14 protein-coding genes are annotated in these 18,832 nt (G+C 40.6%); 1 reads left to right on the forward strand and 13 read right to left on the reverse strand.

Going from position 1 to position 18,832, the window contains the following annotated elements; translation table 11 throughout:
* From ACOVQQ_RS08065 to recR, 5 genes are all read right to left on the reverse strand, one after another.
* A complete protein-coding gene (locus ACOVQQ_RS08065) occupies nt 1–1,272 on the reverse strand; it encodes a nucleotide sugar dehydrogenase (RefSeq protein WP_421817744.1) in 1,272 nt (423 codons plus the stop codon).
* A 1-nt stretch (nt 1,273) separates the two neighbouring features.
* Nucleotides 1,274–2,254: an SDR family oxidoreductase gene (locus ACOVQQ_RS08070; protein ID WP_421817745.1), complete on the reverse strand. Its 981-nt coding sequence runs from the start codon at nt 2,252–2,254 to the stop codon at nt 1,274–1,276.
* Between the two features lie 65 nt (nt 2,255–2,319).
* A complete protein-coding gene (locus ACOVQQ_RS08075) occupies nt 2,320–4,797 on the reverse strand; it encodes a polysaccharide biosynthesis tyrosine autokinase (protein ID WP_421817746.1) in 2,478 nt (825 codons plus the stop codon).
* Nucleotide 4,798: 1 nt separating this feature from the next.
* Nucleotides 4,799–5,581: a polysaccharide biosynthesis/export family protein gene (locus ACOVQQ_RS08080; RefSeq protein ID WP_421817747.1), complete on the reverse strand. Its 783-nt coding sequence runs from the start codon at nt 5,579–5,581 to the stop codon at nt 4,799–4,801.
* A 114-nt stretch (nt 5,582–5,695) separates the two neighbouring features.
* Nucleotides 5,696–6,313 (reverse strand): recombination mediator RecR, encoded by a 618-nt coding sequence (gene recR / locus ACOVQQ_RS08085; protein WP_421817748.1) that lies wholly within the window; start codon nt 6,311–6,313, stop codon nt 5,696–5,698.
* An 87-nt stretch (nt 6,314–6,400) separates the two neighbouring features.
* On the opposite strand from recR, the gene ACOVQQ_RS08090 reads away from it, so the two are divergent.
* Complete coding sequence (locus ACOVQQ_RS08090; RefSeq protein ID WP_421817749.1) at nt 6,401–7,900, forward strand: sodium:solute symporter; 1,500 nt, start codon at nt 6,401–6,403, stop codon at nt 7,898–7,900.
* Nucleotides 7,901–8,170: 270 nt separating this feature from the next.
* Here ACOVQQ_RS08090 and ACOVQQ_RS08095 read toward each other — a convergent pair whose 3' ends face one another.
* The 8 genes from ACOVQQ_RS08095 to ACOVQQ_RS08130 form a co-directional block, all read right to left on the reverse strand.
* Nucleotides 8,171–8,482 carry a type II toxin-antitoxin system RelE/ParE family toxin gene (locus ACOVQQ_RS08095; protein ID WP_094484832.1) on the reverse strand — a complete coding sequence of 104 codons (312 nt, stop codon included), beginning with the start codon at nt 8,480–8,482 and terminating at the stop codon, nt 8,171–8,173.
* A gap of 2 nt (nt 8,483–8,484) precedes the next feature.
* Complete coding sequence (locus ACOVQQ_RS08100; RefSeq protein WP_094484831.1) at nt 8,485–8,712, reverse strand: hypothetical protein; 228 nt, start codon at nt 8,710–8,712, stop codon at nt 8,485–8,487.
* Between the two features lie 721 nt (nt 8,713–9,433).
* Nucleotides 9,434–10,381 (reverse strand): glycoside hydrolase family 5 protein, encoded by a 948-nt coding sequence (locus ACOVQQ_RS08105; RefSeq protein ID WP_421817750.1) that lies wholly within the window; start codon nt 10,379–10,381, stop codon nt 9,434–9,436.
* Nucleotides 10,382–10,384: 3 nt separating this feature from the next.
* The gene (locus ACOVQQ_RS08110; RefSeq protein WP_421817751.1) at nt 10,385–11,590 is read right to left on the reverse strand and encodes a glycoside hydrolase family 27 protein; all 1,206 of its coding nucleotides are present in this window, start codon (nt 11,588–11,590) and stop codon (nt 10,385–10,387) included.
* Nucleotides 11,591–11,676: 86 nt separating this feature from the next.
* Nucleotides 11,677–12,726, reverse strand: a complete 1,050-nt coding sequence (locus ACOVQQ_RS08115) for an IPT/TIG domain-containing protein (RefSeq protein ID WP_421817752.1) — start codon at nt 12,724–12,726, stop codon at nt 11,677–11,679.
* Nucleotides 12,727–12,740: 14 nt separating this feature from the next.
* Complete coding sequence (locus ACOVQQ_RS08120) at nt 12,741–14,330, reverse strand: RagB/SusD family nutrient uptake outer membrane protein (RefSeq protein WP_421817753.1); 1,590 nt, start codon at nt 14,328–14,330, stop codon at nt 12,741–12,743.
* A gap of 12 nt (nt 14,331–14,342) precedes the next feature.
* Nucleotides 14,343–17,513, reverse strand: coding sequence for a SusC/RagA family TonB-linked outer membrane protein (locus ACOVQQ_RS08125; RefSeq protein WP_421817754.1), 3,171 nt, complete (start codon nt 17,511–17,513; stop codon nt 14,343–14,345).
* A 225-nt stretch (nt 17,514–17,738) separates the two neighbouring features.
* A complete protein-coding gene (locus ACOVQQ_RS08130) occupies nt 17,739–18,608 on the reverse strand; it encodes a helix-turn-helix transcriptional regulator (RefSeq protein WP_094486887.1) in 870 nt (289 codons plus the stop codon).
* Nucleotides 18,609–18,832 lie beyond the last annotated feature (224 nt).

Consider the following 18,832-nt stretch of genomic DNA (forward strand, 5'->3'; position numbering starts at 1 on the left):
TTACAAACAACCGTCGGCTTTAGCGCCTAGAATTCCTTTAACATCGTAAATGATGCCCTTTTCTGTTTTAAATAACTCAAGGTCGAGATTAGCAAATTCTTTATGGGCAACACCTAAAATCACGGCATCATATTTCCCTTTTGGTAATTCGTTGGTAACTGAATAATTATACTCATGCGCTACTTCAGCTGGCGATGCCCACGGATCGTATATGTCGACCGTGATTCCGTAATCTTCCAAGGCAGCGATAACGTCAACGATTTTTGTATTTCTAACATCTGGGCAGTTTTCTTTGAAGGTTACTCCCAACATCAGCACTTTTGCTGAATTGACGGTAATCCCATTCTTTATCATAAGCTTAACTGCTTGAGAAGCTACGTACTCGCCCATACTATCGTTTAACCGACGACCAGCAAGTATGATCTCAGGGTGATATCCTAGCTCTTGTGCTTTTTGAGCCAGATAGTATGGATCTACACCGATACAGTGACCACCTACCAAACCTGGCTTAAAAGGAAGGAAGTTCCATTTTGTTCCAGCGGCAGCCAAAACATCATGAGTATTAATACCCATTAAGTTAAAAATCTTAGACAATTCATTCACAAAAGCAATATTGATATCTCGTTGCGAATTCTCGATAACTTTCGCAGCTTCGGCAACTTTGATTGTCGGAGCTAAATGTGTTCCAGCTACAATAACGCTTTTGTACAGATTATCGACTATAGTTCCTACCTCTGGTGTAGAGCCAGCGGTAACTTTTAGAATTTTCTCAACCGTGTGCTCTTTATCACCTGGATTTATGCGCTCCGGACTGTAACCCGCGTAAAAATCGGAATTAAATTTCAATCCACTTACGCGTTCCAAAACTGGAACACATTCGTCTTCGGTAACTCCTGGATAAACGGTCGATTCGTAAATTACGATATCGCCTTTTTTCAGAACTTTACCTACTGTTTCAGATGATTTATAAAGCGGCGTTAAGTCTGGACGATTGTTTTTATCAACGGGCGTTGGAACTGTAACTACGAAAATGGTGCAATCTTTTATATCGTCTAAATCTGCCGAACAATAAAGACCTTGACCTTGGTGGCTCTTTGGTACTAATACCGCCTTTAGCAAATCCGACTCCACTTCTAAAGTTTTATCTACTCCCGAGTTTAACTCTGCTATACGAGCTTTATTGATGTCGAATCCTACGACGTTGTACTTCGTGGCAAAAAGTCTGGCTAATGGTAAACCCACATAGCCCAATCCGATTACTGCTATTTTCATATTACTTTAAGTTTTCCCAATACCAATCCACGGCGATCTCAAGTCCTTGTTGCAGCGAATACTTGGGGTTGTAGTTTAATAATTGTTTTGCTTTATCGATACTAGCGAGGGAATGAGGTATATCACCCGCCCGATTTGGTCCATGAATCACTTCAACGTTTCCTATTTTAGCGTCTTTTTTTGCTAAAGCCTCCTTGAGGTAACGTACTAAATCGTTGAGTGTTGTTCTATCGCCAAAAGCTGTGTTATACACCGTGTTTACAGCCTCAGGGTTATTTGTAGTTATAGCTAATTCATTCATCTGAACCACATTGTCTACGTAAGTAAAATCGCGACTAAAATTACCATCGCCGTTAATTACTGGACTTTCGTGCTTCATAAACTGCATAACAAACTTTGGAATCACCGCAGCATAAGCTCCATTCGGATCTTGTCGGCGACCAAACACGTTGAAATACCGCAAACCAATGGTTTCAATTCCATAAGTTCTACTAAAAATATCGGCATAAAGCTCATTTACATACTTAGTTATTGCATACGGAGAAAGCGGCTTACCTATTTTATCTTCAACTTTAGGTAGCGCTTCCGAATCACCGTAAGTCGACGAGCTCGCCGCGTAAACAAATCGCTTAACACCGGCGTCGCGCGAAGCAACTAGCATGTTTACAAAGCCACCTACATTTACATCATTACTTGTAATTGGATCATTTATTGAACGCGGAACCGAGCCAAGAGCGGCTTGATGCAATACAAATTCGCAACCTAAAACTGCTTTTCGGCACTCTTCGAGGTTTCTTATGTCGCCTTCGATAAATTCAAAATTTGGATTTTCTATAAATCCATCAAGATTTTTTTTGTGTCCCGTTGCCAAATTATCGAGGCAAACCACAGAATATCCTTTAGACAAAAAATATTCGCATAAATTGGAGCCTATAAAACCAGCTCCACCCGTAACCAAAATTTTTGGTAGGTTAGTAGACATAGATTTCGGATTTTAATTTTTTTTTCAGCGCAAATATAATCTATTAAAATTAAGAAGGTTTTAACTTATTTCTTGATTTTTGATTTTATTAGCTTTATGACGTTCTGAATCCAAGCAAAAACACCCTCTGGCTTATCATCTTCATGGTATCCGCTCGAGTAATTTCCGTACCCATATCCATAACCGTAATTGTAGCCGTAACCGTAGCCGTACTTGGCTTTGCTTTCAAATCCGTTTAGAACGATACTAACATTTGACAGTTCTCCGCGTTTCTGACGGTTGTTCAGTAATGTAATCATATCCTTTTTGGTAAAATTCTGGCGCACTACATACAAAGTAACATCTGCAAGTGGTGAAAGTTCTAGTGCATCAGAAACTAAACCAACTGGAGGTGTATCCAAAATTATATAGTCGTAGCGCGACTTCAACTCCACAAGCATCGTGGTCATCGCATCGCTCATGATTAATTCTGCCGGATTGGGCGGATTGGGGCCCGACGGAATTACATCCAAGTGCGCAATATTTGTTTTTTGAATCACCTCATCTAAAGACTTTAAGCCAACAAGATAATCAACAGCACCAACGTCGTTTGAAACTTTAAAATCGTTAAAGAGTTTAGGTTTGCGTAAATCCAAACCAACAATTAGAGTTTTCTTTTCACTCAAGGCGAAAACAGTAGCAATATTTATAGAGCAAAACGTTTTTCCTTCTCCACTAATGGAAGAAGTTATCATCAGTGTTTTTGCTCCTGCTAAATTCTGACGCTTGTAAAGGAATTGTAAGGATGAACGTATCGCACGGAACGATTCCGACAATGCCGACTTCGGTCGTTCAAATACGCTCAAATTACTCTCTGTTTTCTTTTTTCCGATTACACCAATTAAGGGAATAGACGTAAGTTTAGCTACATCGTCGGTGTTCTGAATCGAATTATTCACGAAAAACAATCCGAAAACACCAAGAAGCGGAATGATAAAACCTAAAAACAGCGCAAGAATATAGTTTACGCTGGTTTTTGGACCAATCAAACCGCCTCCAACATCTTTAGCATTGTCTATGAATCGAATATCCGAGACATTTGCCGCTTTAACAATATTGGCTTCGGTTCGTTTTTGCAAAAAGGTGGTGTAAATTTCATTCCCTAAATCAAACTTGCGCTGAATTTTTAGGTAATCTTGCTTGTCTTCTGGTATTTGCTTTAGTTCCGATTCGGCTGCATTTAACTTCGCATTTACCATATTCAAATCGTAATTTAAACCCGAACGCGCCGTCATAATATTCTCTAACAAAACACTTTTAATTGCCGAGATTTCCACGTCAAAATCGCTGTATAACTTCTCGCTTTTTACGGAAAACTGCATTTGAGCTCGCCGCGTCGATAGCGTTATTAGCTTAGAAACATTTACTAAGATATTCGGATCTTCAATGCCTACAACCGATGGCGAAGGTAGTTTCGAATAATCGACGCTCTTTTTTAGATAAGAAGCCAAATTATTCAAATAAGCGATTTTTCGCTGAATGCGATCTTTCTCACCATCCAATTCGGTGAGTTTGGTGCTGATTGCTTCTCCGCCTTGTTCTAAAGCGCTTACGTTTTTATCCCGACTAAAACTCTTTAATTCATCGGTTGTTTTGCGCAACGATTCTTCCATAGCACGCATCGTACTATCAATAAAGTTAATGGTATTCGTTGCGAACTGATTTTTTGCAGCTAGTTGTGTTTCCTTTAAAATCCGAACAGTCGTATTTAAATAATCTACCATTCGCGCTTTATTGTGACCTTGCAAACTCAATTTTAAAATTGATCCGCCTTTAGCATCCGGCTCGGCATTAATGCCTTGGTAGCTTCCCACAACGCCATCAAAATTCGAAAAGCTCACAAAGTACTCCTTTCCTACCTGCTTTCCAGACATGTCGGTAATATCGAGCGTCCAAGACAAAAAGGGCAAAACTACTTTGCTGCCCACGCGATAACGCCTTACAAACGTTCCTTGAGGAACCGCCACATCTGTTCGCGATTTGTTGCTGTACAAATATGCTCCTGCCGTGTTGGATTCAAACGGTATTGTAAGTACGTACGAATTAGCATCAACAAACTTAATTTTGATTTCTCTATCGGCTAATTGCGGTTTGTCTTTATCGATGTTCACTTTAAAAGGTGCGCTGCCGTATACGTCAATTTTATTGTATTTACCCTGCTCGAGGTATTGAATGTAGAATTCCAACTCGTCTACAACCAATTCGTTGTGCGAACGCGATTTTAACAATGAAATAATAGTTTGCACCTGATCGCTAGTTCCTCCCCAATTAAAAACTAAACTGGTGTTGGCCGTAAAAAAGGGATTACTCTCTTCTTTCACAGAAATCGTAGTGTCAACCGCATAGATTTTCTCCTTTCGTATATTGACTTGGTAAGCCCACGTAAAAGCAATCGCCCAGCTTAGCAAAAACCACTTCCAATAGCTGAGCGTTTTAATAAGGAATCCCTTAAAATCGAAACTGATTTGCGATTCAGAGGAGTTAAAATCGGACTGATCTATCATTTTAATTTCGCGCTAAAATAAATACCGTTGTTAACAATGTTAAGACAGTAAAAATCGATGTCAAGGATTCTATACCTGTTTTTCCCGTTCCCCAGGACTTCTGAGGTAGGGGCTTTACATAAATATAATCGTTAGGCTGCAAATAAAAATACGGCGACTGGAGCGCATTGATGTCTGTTAAATCGATCGTATGCAACTCCATACCTGTAGGATACTGGCGCATAACGATAACATTTTTGCGATCACCGGTAGTAGCAATATCTCCTGCATTAGCTAAAGCTTCTAAAATATTTGCCTTTTCCTGAAAAAGCACTACAGTTCCCGGCGAACCTACTTCGCCATTCACGGTAATTCGCAAACCCGCTAACTTTACAGTCACGAAGATATTCGCTCGCTCAGTAAAATACTTGTCTAACAATTCTTGTTCAATCTTTAAACGTGCTTCGTCTAAAGTCAAACCAATAACATTCACATTTCCCACTATGGGTATCCGGATATTTCCCTGCTGATCTACCGGAAAACCATTAAAGTAAACGCCTTGTTCACTTTGCGTGGCAACGCCCGAACTACCATCGTTTTGTTGAAAAATAGCAACCAATTCTGGATTTACCGCCTTGATGTTAATCATCAATATGTCGTTGCTCTGCAGCCTATAAGCCTTGTCGTTAATTTGATTAACAGGGTTTACAATCGAATTGTCGGTTTTCTGCAGATAAACCATATCCTTTACAGAAATACACGATTGCAAACACAACATCAGAACAAAAACTAGGAAAATGCGCATGAATGAGTCTTTAGCGAACAAATATAAAAGGAATAAGACAGATTAAAAATTATTCCCTCCGAAGCTTTTACGTAGGATACGAATAAAACTCAAAATAGGTTTTATGCTTCAAACTTAGGTGCGCAAACTATCCTCAAACGGCACGCGGTGTAAAATACTTCGTCCTAAGGTTACCTCATCGGCAAATTCGAGCTGGTCGCCTACAGAAATCCCGCGCGCGATCGTCGAGGTTTTCAAATTGAAATTTTTAACCTGGTTGTAAATGTAGAAATTCGTAGTATCGCCTTCCATCGTGGCACTTAAGGCAAAAATGAGTTCGCTAACCAAACCCGAACGTACTTTTTCTACCAAAGTGGAAATTTTGAGCTGACTCGGCCCCACACCATCCATCGGAGAAATTTTCCCACCCAAAACGTGGTAGATTCCTTGAAACTGACCCGTATTTTCAATGGCCATCACATCGCGTATGTCTTCTACAACGCAAATCAATTCGTGGTTGCGCTTCGGGTTTGCACAAATCTGACACAACAGCTGGTCGGAAATGTTATGGCAACTTTCGCACAACTTAACTTCCGTGCGCAAACGCTGCAATGCTGCGGTAAGAGCAGTGGTTTCTTCTTCGGGTCTGCGTAATAAATGCAACACCAACCGCAGTGCGGTACGTTTGCCAATTCCGGGTAAACCCGCCATTTCGTTAACGGCTTGTTCCAACAACTTCGAAGAAAATTCCATAGGGCAAAAATAAGCCAATAAACTACATTTTTAGCAGCCTGTAATTCCACAAAAAAACCGATACTTGTAACTATTTTAGAGAAAGTCATGACACCAACCACCATTTTACTTCTAATAACCGTTTACTTCGGACTCTTATTTGCCATTTCGTACTTTGTGAGCAAAAACGACCAAAGCAACGACAGTTTCTTTACCGCCAACCGCAACTCAAAATGGTATTTAGTAGCTTTCGGAATGATAGGTACCGCGCTTTCCGGCGTTACGTTCATCAGCGTTCCGGGCCAAGTAGGAAATCCCGATATTCAATTCAAGTATTTTCAATTTGTTTTAGGAAACGCCATCGGTTTTATCATCATCGCAAAGCTTTTATTGCCGTTGTACTATCGTTTGCGAGTGGTTTCTATTTACAGTTACATCGAACAGCAACTCGGAACAGTTTCTTACAAAACAGCTGCCTCGTTTTTTCTGATTAGTCGCACTATTGGTTCGGCTGCCCGACTTTATTTGGTCGTTTTGGTCCTGCAACGCTATGTGTTCGATGCTTTTGGTATTCCGTTTGCCGCAACGGTCTTGGGTTCGCTTTTACTTATTTTCGCGTACACCTACCGCGGAGGTTTAAAAACCATCATCTTAACCGACACGCTTCAAACCTTATTCTTGGTTTCTTCGGTTATCCTTACGATTATTTTTATCTGTCAGAGTTTAAACTTATCGGCAACCGAAGCATTCGAAACCGTTAAAAACAGCAGCTATTCCAAAATTTTCTTCTTTGAAGATTGGTTAAAATCTACATTCTTCCTCAAGCAAATTATCGGTGGCATCTTTGTAACGCTTGCTATGGTCGGGCTCGATCAAGATTTAATGCAAAAGAATTTATCGTGTAAGAACATCGGCGAAGCACAAAAAAACATGTTCACCTTTACGGCGATTTTCGTTTGTATAAATCTGTTCTTTCTGAGTGTTGGCGCACTTTTATACTTGTATGCCGAGAAGAATGGCGTGAGCATACCTGTCGATTTAGCTACGGGAAAAACGCGAACCGACCTACTTTTCCCGGAAATTGCTTTTAACCATTTGAGTATAGTTCCGGCGATTGTGTTTTTACTCGGACTCACCGCTGCCACCTTTGCCACGACCGATTCGGCTTTAACTGCACTTACAACCTCGTTTTGTATCGACTTTTTAAACATGGATAAAACGGTTGCCGGAAAAAACAGTGTGGCTACCCGACACGGCGTACACATCGGATTTTCATTGCTCATGTTTGTGGTTATTTTGTTCATTTACAGCTACAACGACGATTCGGTGGTGAGCCTTATCTTCAAAATTGCAGCGTACACTTACGGTCCGTTATTGGGCCTTTACAGTTTCGGACTTTTCGTAAAAAATCGTGTAGTAACCGATAAGCTTACGCCGGTAGTGTGCGTTTTAGCGGTGGTGGCTACGTATGTGATTTCAGCCAACAGTCGGCTTTTATTCGGCGCTTACGAGTTTGCCGAAGAACTCATTATCGTTAACGGTTTGCTGACACTTTTGGGCTTAGTTGCGGTAAGTAAACCGAGAAAAGGTGAGGCAATTACGCACTAATTTGAGGGTGTGACTAACTAAATCTTCTTTTTTATTTGGGCGTTCCGGCGCCTCAGTGCTGGAAAGCTGTTTCAGGCGCCGTCGGGTCTTTCGCTGCCCCGATAGCTATCGGGGTTTTTTGCCCGACGTTGATCAAAAAACAAGATTTCCGCTGCAACCCCTAACGCGGGGAATGTACGCAAAGAGACGACTTATTTACTACAGTAGTTTGAAGGTCTTTAAGGAAAAGTGCTTCTTGAAATCGTCACGAGAATAACATTGGTTTTATTTCTATTTTCCCATTTTGGTTGGATTCTGTCTAGTGTCAAAAACGTCGGCAATTTTGACCTGCTTGTTTGTTGAATCGACCGAGTAAATCACTTTGTAGTTACCGCAAACCAAATAATAATACTTTTCTTTTCTATTGGCGAGTAGAAGCTCAATCGGCCCTGCGAACGGATTCGTTTCCAGAATATTTGCTCCTTTAATTAATTTTGTGATGATTTGCTTAGCAACTTTGTAACTCACTTTAAATTTGTGATATTCAAATATTTCATCTAGTTTTTCTTGAGAAAACGCAGACCAAACAACCACGTATTTCATTTTCAATACTTTGATAAAATCTCACAACTTGGTTTACAACGATTGGCTTTGAAATCTGCTTCTGATTTATCTATCCTCTCGTTCAGTTCTTCTATCGTCATTGGCGTGATAGTATTGTTCTTGAAACTTGTGCTCGTTTTCAAAAGTTTTTCAAATTGGCTAATAGCTTCTTCACTTTGAATTTTGAGGAACTCTTGAATAAAAGCTACTTTTCGTGTTTGCAAATCCATAATCTATTTCACTTTTTATCAAAATTACAAATTAACTTTTGGCAATTGTTGATTGTGAGCAGATTTTTCAAAAGCATTCTCATCTTAGCTTGTTATGGCTCGAACTCGCGCTTTGCAAAGTATCCCGAATTTAAGGTATGCTTGAAAAAGTGAATTGCGAAATTTTCTGATTGTTTACTTATAAGATAGCGCAATCACGCAAGGATTTATCTAGCTTATTTTTTAAGTTTTAGAAGAATACTCCGAAGTCGGGAGACTTCGGAGAGCGAGTGGAATGTGCGCAAAGAGGCGATTGGTGGTTTAGTAACGTATTTCCCAGCCCCGGTTGCAGCGGCAGCCCGGAGAAAAAGACGCTTGTTTGAACCGCAACTGTGGTGGCGACGCCAGAAGCCCGCCGCAGTGCGTGTGAAAACAGCGTATTTTTTGAGGACTATAGCGGAAGACGGGAGTGGCTGCATTAGAAAGAAGCGAGAGGCGAGAAACGAGTTCCGATAGCTATCGGAATAGACTTAGTAACGCTCACCACTTGACGTATCGCTTTGCCCGCCCGAACCCTCGAAAGCTAATAACGAGAAGCGGAAAACGAGTTCAGATAGCTATCGGAATCGTGACGTTCACCACTTGACGTATCGTTATGGCCGCCTGAACCCGCGAACAGCTATATGCTAACCAATTGGATGATTTGTATCTTCAATTTTTACAGTCAAACCACCTTCAACAACTATTTATTTAAACTGCGAATGTAATTGCGGGCTTTGACGCCTGACGGCTTAAGTTCTGATTCTTTCCACGGTCCGCCGTCGGAGACATCGCCTTTTAAGACCGAGCAGGTTTCTTCTTTGTTGGAAACCGACCAGACAATCCAGCTTATTTTTCGGGCTTCCATCCAATCGATATACTCTTGCCAAGCTTGTTCGTTGAGCGGACCGTCGCCGGTGGCTTCCATACCTGCCGATTCGGACACAAAAATCGGTAGATTCTTTTTCAACGCTTCGTCGGTTCGATCGCGCAGCCATTTTTCGTGTGTGCCGGCATAGAAGTGCATGGTGTACATCAGGTTAGAACTGCTGGTAATCGGATCGGCGGCAGGTAAATGTACGTCTTGATCCCAGCGTGGAGATCCCACCAAAATGATGTTATCGGGATCGTTTTTGCGAATTACGGCAATAACTTGCTCGGCGTAGGCTTTTACTTCCGGCCAAGTTTCTTCGTCGGGTTCGTTTACAATTTCATAAATCAGATTGGGCGTGTGTCCGTATTTCTTCGACAACCAATCGAAAAACACTAGTGCTTCTTTAAGATTGAGGTTATGGCTATGCCAATCGGCAATAACATAAATGTCGTTTTTAATTGCGGCTTTTACCACCGTTTCTAATTTCTCGGTAGCGTACTGCGGATTTTGCGTGTAGGTAAACTCGTTCCCTTCAATACCCATAGCGGCGCGCACAACGTTGCATTTCCAGTCGGTTACCAGTGTTTTTACTGCTTTTTGGTTGTAAAAACGCGGCCAGTAATTGTGCCAGCCAAAGCTCATGCCTCGCAATTGTATAGGCTCTCCTGCCTGATTACACAATTGTGTGCCGATAACTTGTAAGGATTTGTGCTTCTTCACAACTTGTGCCTGACACAAATTGCAGAGCATTAGAGCTAGGAAAAGATATTTTTTCATGATTTACTTTTTTTCGCGCAAGCGTATCACACAAATATCGTGCGCTTCGATTTTAGTTTTGAGATTTCGTTTTGTATTTGCCGTTTTATTTTCGAATAGGAATTTGAACTCGTAAACCTGTTGTTTTGCATTGAATTGGTGTCCGAAATCCGGATCGGTTATTTGCCATTTCGAGAAATCGAAGTTTAGTTCTGCGGCCGACTCACTTCTGTTAAGAAACGCAAAAGCCCATTCGTTATTGGCGAGCGGTTTGGCCCAATAGTCGATTCCATTTTCAGAATGAAACTTAAAGCCTTGCAATCCGAGTTCGTCTTGATTAATAGCAATCAGGTCGCGGTTAGTGAGTAAATCGCGTGTTTGTTGGTTCATTTTAGTGATGTCGTTTCCAGCAATAAGCGGAGAAGCCATCATACACCAAAGTGCAAAGTGCGATCGGTCTTCGGCTGCTGTCATCCCGTTGCCCACTTCGAGCATATCGAAATCATTGAAATGATCCGGACCGGCGTATTTCCGTATGTCTTTGCGCATTTCTAAAATTCGTAATACGCCCCAGGACGACCAAGTTCCGTGGTTGTATTCGCAATCAAAACACGGGTAGATGTCGCCAGAGATTCGCCACATTTGTCCGATATCTGTTGCCCAAAGCCACGGCTGATTGTCGCCCCATTCGCATAAGCTAAAAATAATTGGTTTTTTGGTTGCTGCGAGTGCATTTCGCATGGTGGTATAGGCTTCTTTAGCTTGAATGCCTTCGGTATTACACCAATCGTATTTAAGAAAATCGATTCCGAGTTTGGCGTAAAAACGGGCATCTTGATATTCGTAGCCACGTGTTCCCGGATAACCGGCGCAGGTTTTTGTTCCGGCACAGTTGTATAAACCAAACTTCAGGCCTTTTTTATGCACGTAATCGATGAGCGCTGGTAGTCCGCTTGGAAATTTCACTGGGTCGGGAACTAGATTTCCGTTTTCGTCGCGTTCTTTGGCCATCCATCCGTCGTCGAGGACAAGGTATTGGTAACCAGCGTCTTTCATTCCTGAAGCGACGAGGGCGTCGGCGGTTTTCTTAACTAGCTCTTCGTTGATGTTGGTTTCGAAGGTGTTCCAAGAATTCCATCCCATCGGAGGTGTTTTAGCTAAACCAGCGGGTTTCTGTGCGAAGATGGATATCGAACAGCAGCAAACAAATATTCTAAATAGTTTATTCATAATTTCAAGAAAAAAACCCTGTAGAACAGGGTTTCAAAAAACTAACTCAATAAAAAATTTCAACCTAAAATGAAATGAATTTATACTTATTGGTAAAAACCAAGATCATCGATATATAATTTATCGCCGCCACCGTTGTTAAACTCTTGGAACACGATTTCGTTGATGGTTCCTGGATTCCCCCCTATTTCCGACCATGGAATGTTGAAGGTTGTCCAGCCTAGATTATTAAACGATATTTCTTTACCTGCGCCGTAGTTTCCGTTTACAACAACTTTGAATTTACCGGTTTCTAGAGTGCTTTTGAGCGAAACTCTCAAACCTGCAAAACCTGCAGTGCTTGCTGGAGCTGCGAACATTGGGAATTTGAATCCTACGTAACCGCCATAATTGGCTTCGATAGAAGATTCGCCTTGGCTTTTTTCGGCAGTACTGGCGGTAAAACCGCTACCGTCCCACGGGCCTAGCCAGTTCTCTACAAAAGATGCTGGAGCGTCATCGTAGATTGCGGTTCCTATAACTTGCGGTGCAGTTCCGTCGCCAGAAAGAGTTGTTACAGTAACTTGTTTGAATTGTGAGTTCGGAGGAAGCGTGAAAGTAATTCTGTCGAATGCAACTGATACAATTGTTGCAGGTATACCTCCAACGGTAACTTCTGGATTGATAAAGAAAGATCCATAAACGGTTACAGTATCGCCTGTTTGCGCATTTACGGGATTGATGCTTGTTACTTGTGGTGCAGGCGGTGCGATGGTAAAATCGTACTCAGCAGAACCGTTAGCTGTCTCAATTCGGAGTTTATTGCTCTGATCTTGATATGGCGTGGTTAGTGGAACGGTAACAAAGATTGTTGTGTCAGTAACTAAAGTGGGGTTAAACGCCGCTTCAAAATCGTTGAAAAACACTTTTTGCAAACCGGTAAATCCTTTTCCTTGGATTACGTAAACGTTATTTGCAAATCCGACATTAGTAGGTTCAAGGTTCGTTGGATTTCCGTCTTCATCTACTGCTGCACTAACTTTTTCGATCACTGGCGCCGCAGAGCTTGACGAGTCGTCCGACGAGCAGGATGCATTTTGGAAAAGCACTCCAAAAACAAGCATCCAACTCAAAAATTTAAAAATTGATTTCTTCATGATAATTAGAAAATTTAATTAAAAGTATAAGGAACTGGTGGCTCGGCTAGTTTTGGATTTTTAGCCAATTCATTCGTTGGGTAAGGCAAGATAAAATCGCTTTCTTCTGGAGTGAAAGATTGTGCGGTAAGACGATCCCCACGGTTTTGTGCCGCCATGATTGCAATAGCTTGTGCACGAGGGATTCGTCCAAGATCGAACCAGTAATCACCTTCGAAAGCAAGCTCTTTTCTGCGCTCGGTGAAAATATCGTTGAACGTTATTGAAGTAACAGGTGATAAACCTGCACGGGTTCTTACGGCGTTGAACGAGCTAAGTGCAGAAGCATCAGAAGTACTACCACCGCCGGCTAGGATGGCTTCTGCATGAATTAAAAGAAGTTCGGCATAGCGCATGATGTAGGTATTGTTTTCCATCATAGCCCATGGATCAGCGCTACCCGTCGCAGCACCATTTACGATACCAATACAGTATTTTTTGATTGCTGCTCCAGCATTTTGACCTCCAATTTGATCGGCAGGTGGCACAACAAGCGGACCGAAAGCAGAACCGATTTTTGCTAATACGTTTGGATATGTAGCACCTGGAAACATGATGGTTTCTCTTCTGCGCAAGTCATCAGTTGTGTATAGTGTAAGGATATCTTGGGAAGGTCCGAAAACCCCACCGTAGGACGCATTAGAAGTGCTTACAGTTCCGTTGCTGATTCCGAATTGGGTGTTGCAGTTACTGGCGTTTCCATACACACCAACATTTTTCCACTGTAGAGCAAAAATAGACTCTTCATTATTGTTGTTTGGATACGTAAAAAGATCAGCAAAAGATTTGCCCGGCAATTGTGAACCGCCTAATAATTTAAATTCACCAGAGCTGATCACATCTTCTGCCATGGCTCTAGCATCTGAATATTTTTGCTGATATAAGTACACTTTAGCAAGCATCGATTTAGCAGAACCCTTGGTCACTTTTGCATTATCAGTATAGTTTCCAGTACGTACACGATCATACAAGCGATCGATAGCTTGTTGGTAATCTCGCTCAATGAGCTGGTATATATCTTCAACTCTATTGGTATTAATTAATGGAGCACTTGCAAAATTTACATTGTTTTCGATGATTGGCACAGGCCCCCACAATCTAACTAAATAGAAATAGGCTGTTGCACGCATAAAATAGGCTTCTCCGATAGTGTTTTGCAAAACATCTTCGCTCACATTCGGACCCACACGTTGTTCCAAATAGTTGATAATAGAATTGGCTTGAGCCACATTGGCCCATAAAGATTGCCATCCAGCCAACAATTCGGCATCACTTCCCGTGATTGAGAAGTTTCGCATGGCATTCACATCCGACGAATACGACATCATGTTACCCGAACCAATCTCGGCGATCGCAAAGAAAAACTTATTGTGAAATTGAAACCAAGTTCGGTTATACATAGCATTTGTAGCTGTTGAAACCTGTTGATCCGTAGCGTAATACGAATCTAATAGAATCGTATCCTCCGAGGGTCTATTGGTAAAATCATTGCTACACGCTCCTAGAAATAAAGCTATTGCTAGAATCGGCAAGAACTGTTTTTTGATAGAATATAATGGATTCATACAAGTAATAATTTAAAATTCAAGATTAACACCGATTGAATAAGTTCTCGGCGAAGGATAACGCCCGTTGTCGATATTGCTAAGCAATACATTTTGATTAAACGAACCTATTTCTGGATCGTAGCCACTGTATTTTGTGAATGTATAGAGGTTTTGTGCCGAAGCAAAAACTCTAAGTCTGGTAAGCTTTACTTTAGAAAGGATACTAGTAGGCAGATTATAACCCAAGGTAACGTTTTGAATTCTCAAATATGACCCATCTTCAATGAAGCGATCCGATATTTCTTGGTTTGGATTTGCTAAGGAGTTAATTGGTCGAGGAATATTGGTATTGGTGTTATCAGCCGAATAAAAATTCAATGCGTCGGTTAAAACATTCTGATACAACTGGTTGTTAGCAGTACCATTTCTGTAGGTTAAATTCATGATGTCGTTTCCAACAGAACCTTGGCAAAAAACCGATAAATCGAAATTTTTGTAGGTAAAATTGTTGGTAAATCCGAAAGTGAAATCTGGATGTGGATTACCGATAAATGTTTTGTCACGATCGTTTATTTCGCCGTCACCATTTACATCGACATATCTTACATCACCTAAATAAGTTTGTCCTGGAGCGCTTCCAAATGTTTGTCCGAATTGCGGAGGAGCACCAACAAATTGATCTTCCGACGTAAATAAACCGTCGGTTTTATAGCCCCAGAACATCCCGATCGGATTCCCAACAACAGTATTGGTTACATCTACCGGTAAGAAACCATTTGTATTTACACCTTGCGTTAATGGTAAACCATCAGTAATCGCATTTACGCGGTTTCTGTAGGTTGAAAGAACTACGTTGGATGTCCAATTGAAGTTGGAATTAGATTTTAAATCAAAGTTTACAGTAAGATCAAAACCTACGTTTTGAACTTCTCCCAAATTTGAAAATGGTGCATCAATACCTCCATAAAATGAAGAACCGCCTGTTAAATAATCTGGCAAAGGAACTCGGAATAAGAAGCCGTCAGATACTTTTCTGTAATAGTCCATCCCGACAGAGAGCTTACTTTTTAAAGTGGTAAAATCTAAACCAACATTTGTTTGTTTCATTGATTCCCAAACTAAATTTGGATTTGGGAAATTTGAAGGTAAGAAGCTATCCGATTGGGGAGCCAATTGCGCGGAATAAGCGTTGTTAGGTATTTGCTGATTTCCCGTTTCTCCATAACCAAGACGGAATTTTACATTATCTACGTAAGGTTTTATTGATTCCATGAACTTTTCATTCGAAACTTTCCAACCAAAGGAGAAGGCAGGGAAATACCCTTTTTGATTATCTGTTGTTGGGTCAAACTTGGAACTTTGATCTTGTCTAATCGATACAGAAATACTGTAGCGGTCTTTAAAGTCGTACATGATCCGTCCAAAATATGAGAAAAGCGACTGGCTACCTTTATAACTGGTTACTTGACGCAGATCCGGATCAGATAAATTCAAACCATAAATATCGTTTGTTTGAAAACCTTCTGCATTAGCGAGAATACCTTCCCAGTGCGAATCGTTTGCTTCATGACCTGCTAAAACAGTAAATTTATGATCGCGAATTGAAAAGTCGTACGTTAGCGTGTTTGTGATATTCGTTGAATACCAATTTTGTCTGCGCTCTACTAAATCTGCCGTTAAATTAACTTGAGAACCGCGATCGTATGAAGGCGTAAATTCGGTATTTTCAGAGAATTCAGTATTGGCATTACCTTCCAATCTGTATCGCAAACCTTTAAAAAGGGTCGCTTCTGCGAAAGCGCTACCTAAGAAATTTTTGCGAATTAATTTATTGTCTTTTATTAGTGCTTCAGCAACTGGATTAAAATAAGCAACGTTTTGACCTGCTGGCGGCGCGGCAAAATCTCCTGAAAGTGTTCTTACAGGAATGTCTGGAGCCTGGAGTAAAGTGTTAGATATCAAACCAACGTAGCTTTGGTTCACCGTAATGCGCTCATTTGAGATACCTGCGTTTACGTTGGCACCCACTTTTAGCCAATCTTTAACTCTAGAATCTACGTTAACTCGCGCTGTGTATCGCTTATATCCTGATCCAATAATTATACCTTCTTGATTTATATACCCACCAGACATATAGTACGATGTACCATCTTTACCGCCAGAGAAAGAGAGATTATGACTGGTAACCTGTGCTGTTTGATACACTTCGTCTTGCCAATTAGTCCCATTACCTAATAGTTCTGGAAAAGCAAATTCCGCGCGAGTAGGAACCTGAAAGACTCCTGCCAATGCATTTTGGTGCTCCGCATATTGTCTGAGATTTAGAACATCTAGTTTCTTTGCAACTGAAGTTACCCAAGATGAACCTTCATAAGAGATCTTTCCAGTTCCTTTTTTTCCAGACTTCGTTGTTATAATTATAACACCGTTTGCACCTCTCGATCCGTAAATTGCTGTTGCAGATGCGTCTTTTAAAACATCAATGGACTCAATATCACTAGGATTAATAAGCGACAATGGGCTGGCCGCTACCGCTCCAGAACCGCCGCTAGAGGTAAAATCGTTTCCAGCGATTGGTCGTCCACTAGTAGCTCTACCCGTTGCATCGCCTGAAATTTGAACTCCATCTATAATATAAAGAGGCTCGTTCGTTCCTGAAATTGAAGTTACCCCGCGAACACGAACGTTCGCTGCAGCACCAGGCTGACCGCTACCATTTGTTACAGAAACTCCAGCGAGCTTTCCTTGTAGCATTTGATCTACTGAAGTTTGGCGAAGATTTGCGATATCTTTTCCTTTTATGGAAGAAATCGAAGAATTGACATCGTTTCTCTTCACAGAACCATACCCAATTAGTACTACTTCTTCTAAATTCTCAGTAGCCTCCTCTAATTGAACCTTTAGCTCATTGTTATTCCCCACCGTAATTTCTTTTGTCTTAAAACCGATAAAAGAAAAGACTAAAACATCGGTTGGTTTGGCATTAATTTTAAAGTTACCATCGAGATCGGTCATTACGCCGTTGGTAGTACCTTTTACAGCAATCGATACCGCAGGCATGCCAAGGCCTTTGTTATCAGTAACAGTTCCCGAAATCTGCGATTGCGAAAACGCTGTAGCAATACATCCGAAAAACATCAAAATCACATACAACTTAAGTTGTTTGTAACCCTGACGAAAAGCATGTCGTGATTCATTCATGATTTTTTGTCTAGATTTAGTTAATGGTTTGATTAATTAGCATTTTTTCAAGTTTTAAATTCTACTTTCTGTAATTAAGCAGAGTTAAAATTGACGATTATAAAATTATCTAGACAGCAACCACAGATGTTAATATTATTTTATCATTTAGTACTATTATTTTCTCTATCGATTTCGTAAAAAATTTGATAGTATTTGACAAAATAATACCACTGAAAAATGCAGCTACAAGAAGCGTTTCATTCCATAAAACTCGTCGCGGTACTGACTTGGAGTAGTCTTCTTCAAACTTTTAAAAATGCGATTGAAGTTCGCGATATTGTTGAATCCGCACTTAAATGCGATCTCTGAAATACTCCAATCGCGTTCAATTAACCAGCGTGCAGCGTAGCCCACTCGAATGTCGTTTACATAGTTTACAAAAGTTTTTCCGGTACGTTTTTTAATGAATCGATTAAACGAAACTTTACTCATGGAAACGAAGTCGGAAACCTCATCGAGTGTGATTTTATCCGAAAATTTACGCTGCACGTAATCGTAAACCAACTTCATTTTATCTGAATCATCGAATCGATCGGTCTCAACTGTGTACGTCGATAACAGCTTCTGATTCCTTGAATTCGCCATGTCGTGCAAAAGCGAAATCGTCTCTAAAAAATAATCCATTCCATCTAATTTAGAGAGATTTAAGATGCGTTCTTTTAAATCGATTGCCGTTTTCTTCGAAAATAGAATGCCATGATTTGCCCGATTAAACATCTCTTTTATAGGCAGCATAATCCTTCTGGATAAAAGAGCTTCATCAAATAAATCGCCATGAAACTGAATGGTAATTTCATGAATATTCTTATTCTTGCAATGATACAGTTCCCAGCCGTGCGGCAAATTAGGCCCAACGAGAACCAATTCAATTTCGTCGATTTCATCGATGTGATCACCAACAACCCGCTTAACCCCTTTTCCATTGAAAATAAAATTAATTTCAAACTCTGGATGAAAGTGAATGGGAAAATCGAAGGTGTCTTTAACGCGGTCGAAAACAAGAAAACTATCGTCTTTTGACAAGGGTGTAATCTCTCTGTGAAAGGTTTGCATAACTAATTAGTGTCAGAATGACTGCAATTATATGATATAAAAATGATAAAATAATATCATTTTGCCTGAACATCAAAAACTAAATTTGAAAATCTTAAATTTTGACACCCATATTTTAAGTAAAACACAAAGTTTTACCACATAAATTTCAGATATCCGAAAAAATTGAAAAATAAATGAAAAGGTACTCCTTATATAATGTAGGAATTAGTTTGGCGCTTCTG

The sequence above is a fragment of the Flavobacterium sp. genome, assembly GCF_049240005.1.
GTDB lineage: Bacteria > Bacteroidota > Bacteroidia > Flavobacteriales > Flavobacteriaceae > Flavobacterium.

What these genes read in the sequence shown, in the direction of transcription:
- ACOVQQ_RS08065 (WP_421817744.1), bottom strand. Translation starts at nt 1,272, where the DNA reads ATGAAAATAGCAGTAATCGGATTGGGCTATGTGGGTTTACCATTAGCC.
- ACOVQQ_RS08070 (WP_421817745.1), bottom strand. Translation starts at nt 2,254, where the DNA reads ATGTCTACTAACCTACCAAAAATTTTGGTTACGGGTGGAGCTGGTTTT.
- ACOVQQ_RS08075 (WP_421817746.1), bottom strand. Translation starts at nt 4,797, where the DNA reads ATGATAGATCAGTCCGATTTTAACTCCTCTGAATCGCAAATCAGTTTC.
- ACOVQQ_RS08080 (WP_421817747.1), bottom strand. Translation starts at nt 5,581, where the DNA reads ATGCGCATTTTCCTAGTTTTTGTTCTGATGTTGTGTTTGCAATCGTGT.
- recR (WP_421817748.1), bottom strand. Translation starts at nt 6,313, where the DNA reads ATGGAATTTTCTTCGAAGTTGTTGGAACAAGCCGTTAACGAAATGGCG.
- ACOVQQ_RS08090 (WP_421817749.1), top strand. Translation starts at nt 6,401, where the DNA reads ATGACACCAACCACCATTTTACTTCTAATAACCGTTTACTTCGGACTC.
- ACOVQQ_RS08095 (WP_094484832.1), bottom strand. Translation starts at nt 8,482, where the DNA reads ATGAAATACGTGGTTGTTTGGTCTGCGTTTTCTCAAGAAAAACTAGAT.
- ACOVQQ_RS08100 (WP_094484831.1), bottom strand. Translation starts at nt 8,712, where the DNA reads ATGGATTTGCAAACACGAAAAGTAGCTTTTATTCAAGAGTTCCTCAAA.
- ACOVQQ_RS08105 (WP_421817750.1), bottom strand. Translation starts at nt 10,381, where the DNA reads ATGAAAAAATATCTTTTCCTAGCTCTAATGCTCTGCAATTTGTGTCAG.
- ACOVQQ_RS08110 (WP_421817751.1), bottom strand. Translation starts at nt 11,590, where the DNA reads ATGAATAAACTATTTAGAATATTTGTTTGCTGCTGTTCGATATCCATC.
- ACOVQQ_RS08115 (WP_421817752.1), bottom strand. Translation starts at nt 12,726, where the DNA reads ATGAAGAAATCAATTTTTAAATTTTTGAGTTGGATGCTTGTTTTTGGA.
- ACOVQQ_RS08120 (WP_421817753.1), bottom strand. Translation starts at nt 14,330, where the DNA reads ATGAATCCATTATATTCTATCAAAAAACAGTTCTTGCCGATTCTAGCA.
- ACOVQQ_RS08125 (WP_421817754.1), bottom strand. Translation starts at nt 17,513, where the DNA reads ATGAATGAATCACGACATGCTTTTCGTCAGGGTTACAAACAACTTAAG.
- ACOVQQ_RS08130 (WP_094486887.1), bottom strand. Translation starts at nt 18,608, where the DNA reads ATGCAAACCTTTCACAGAGAGATTACACCCTTGTCAAAAGACGATAGT.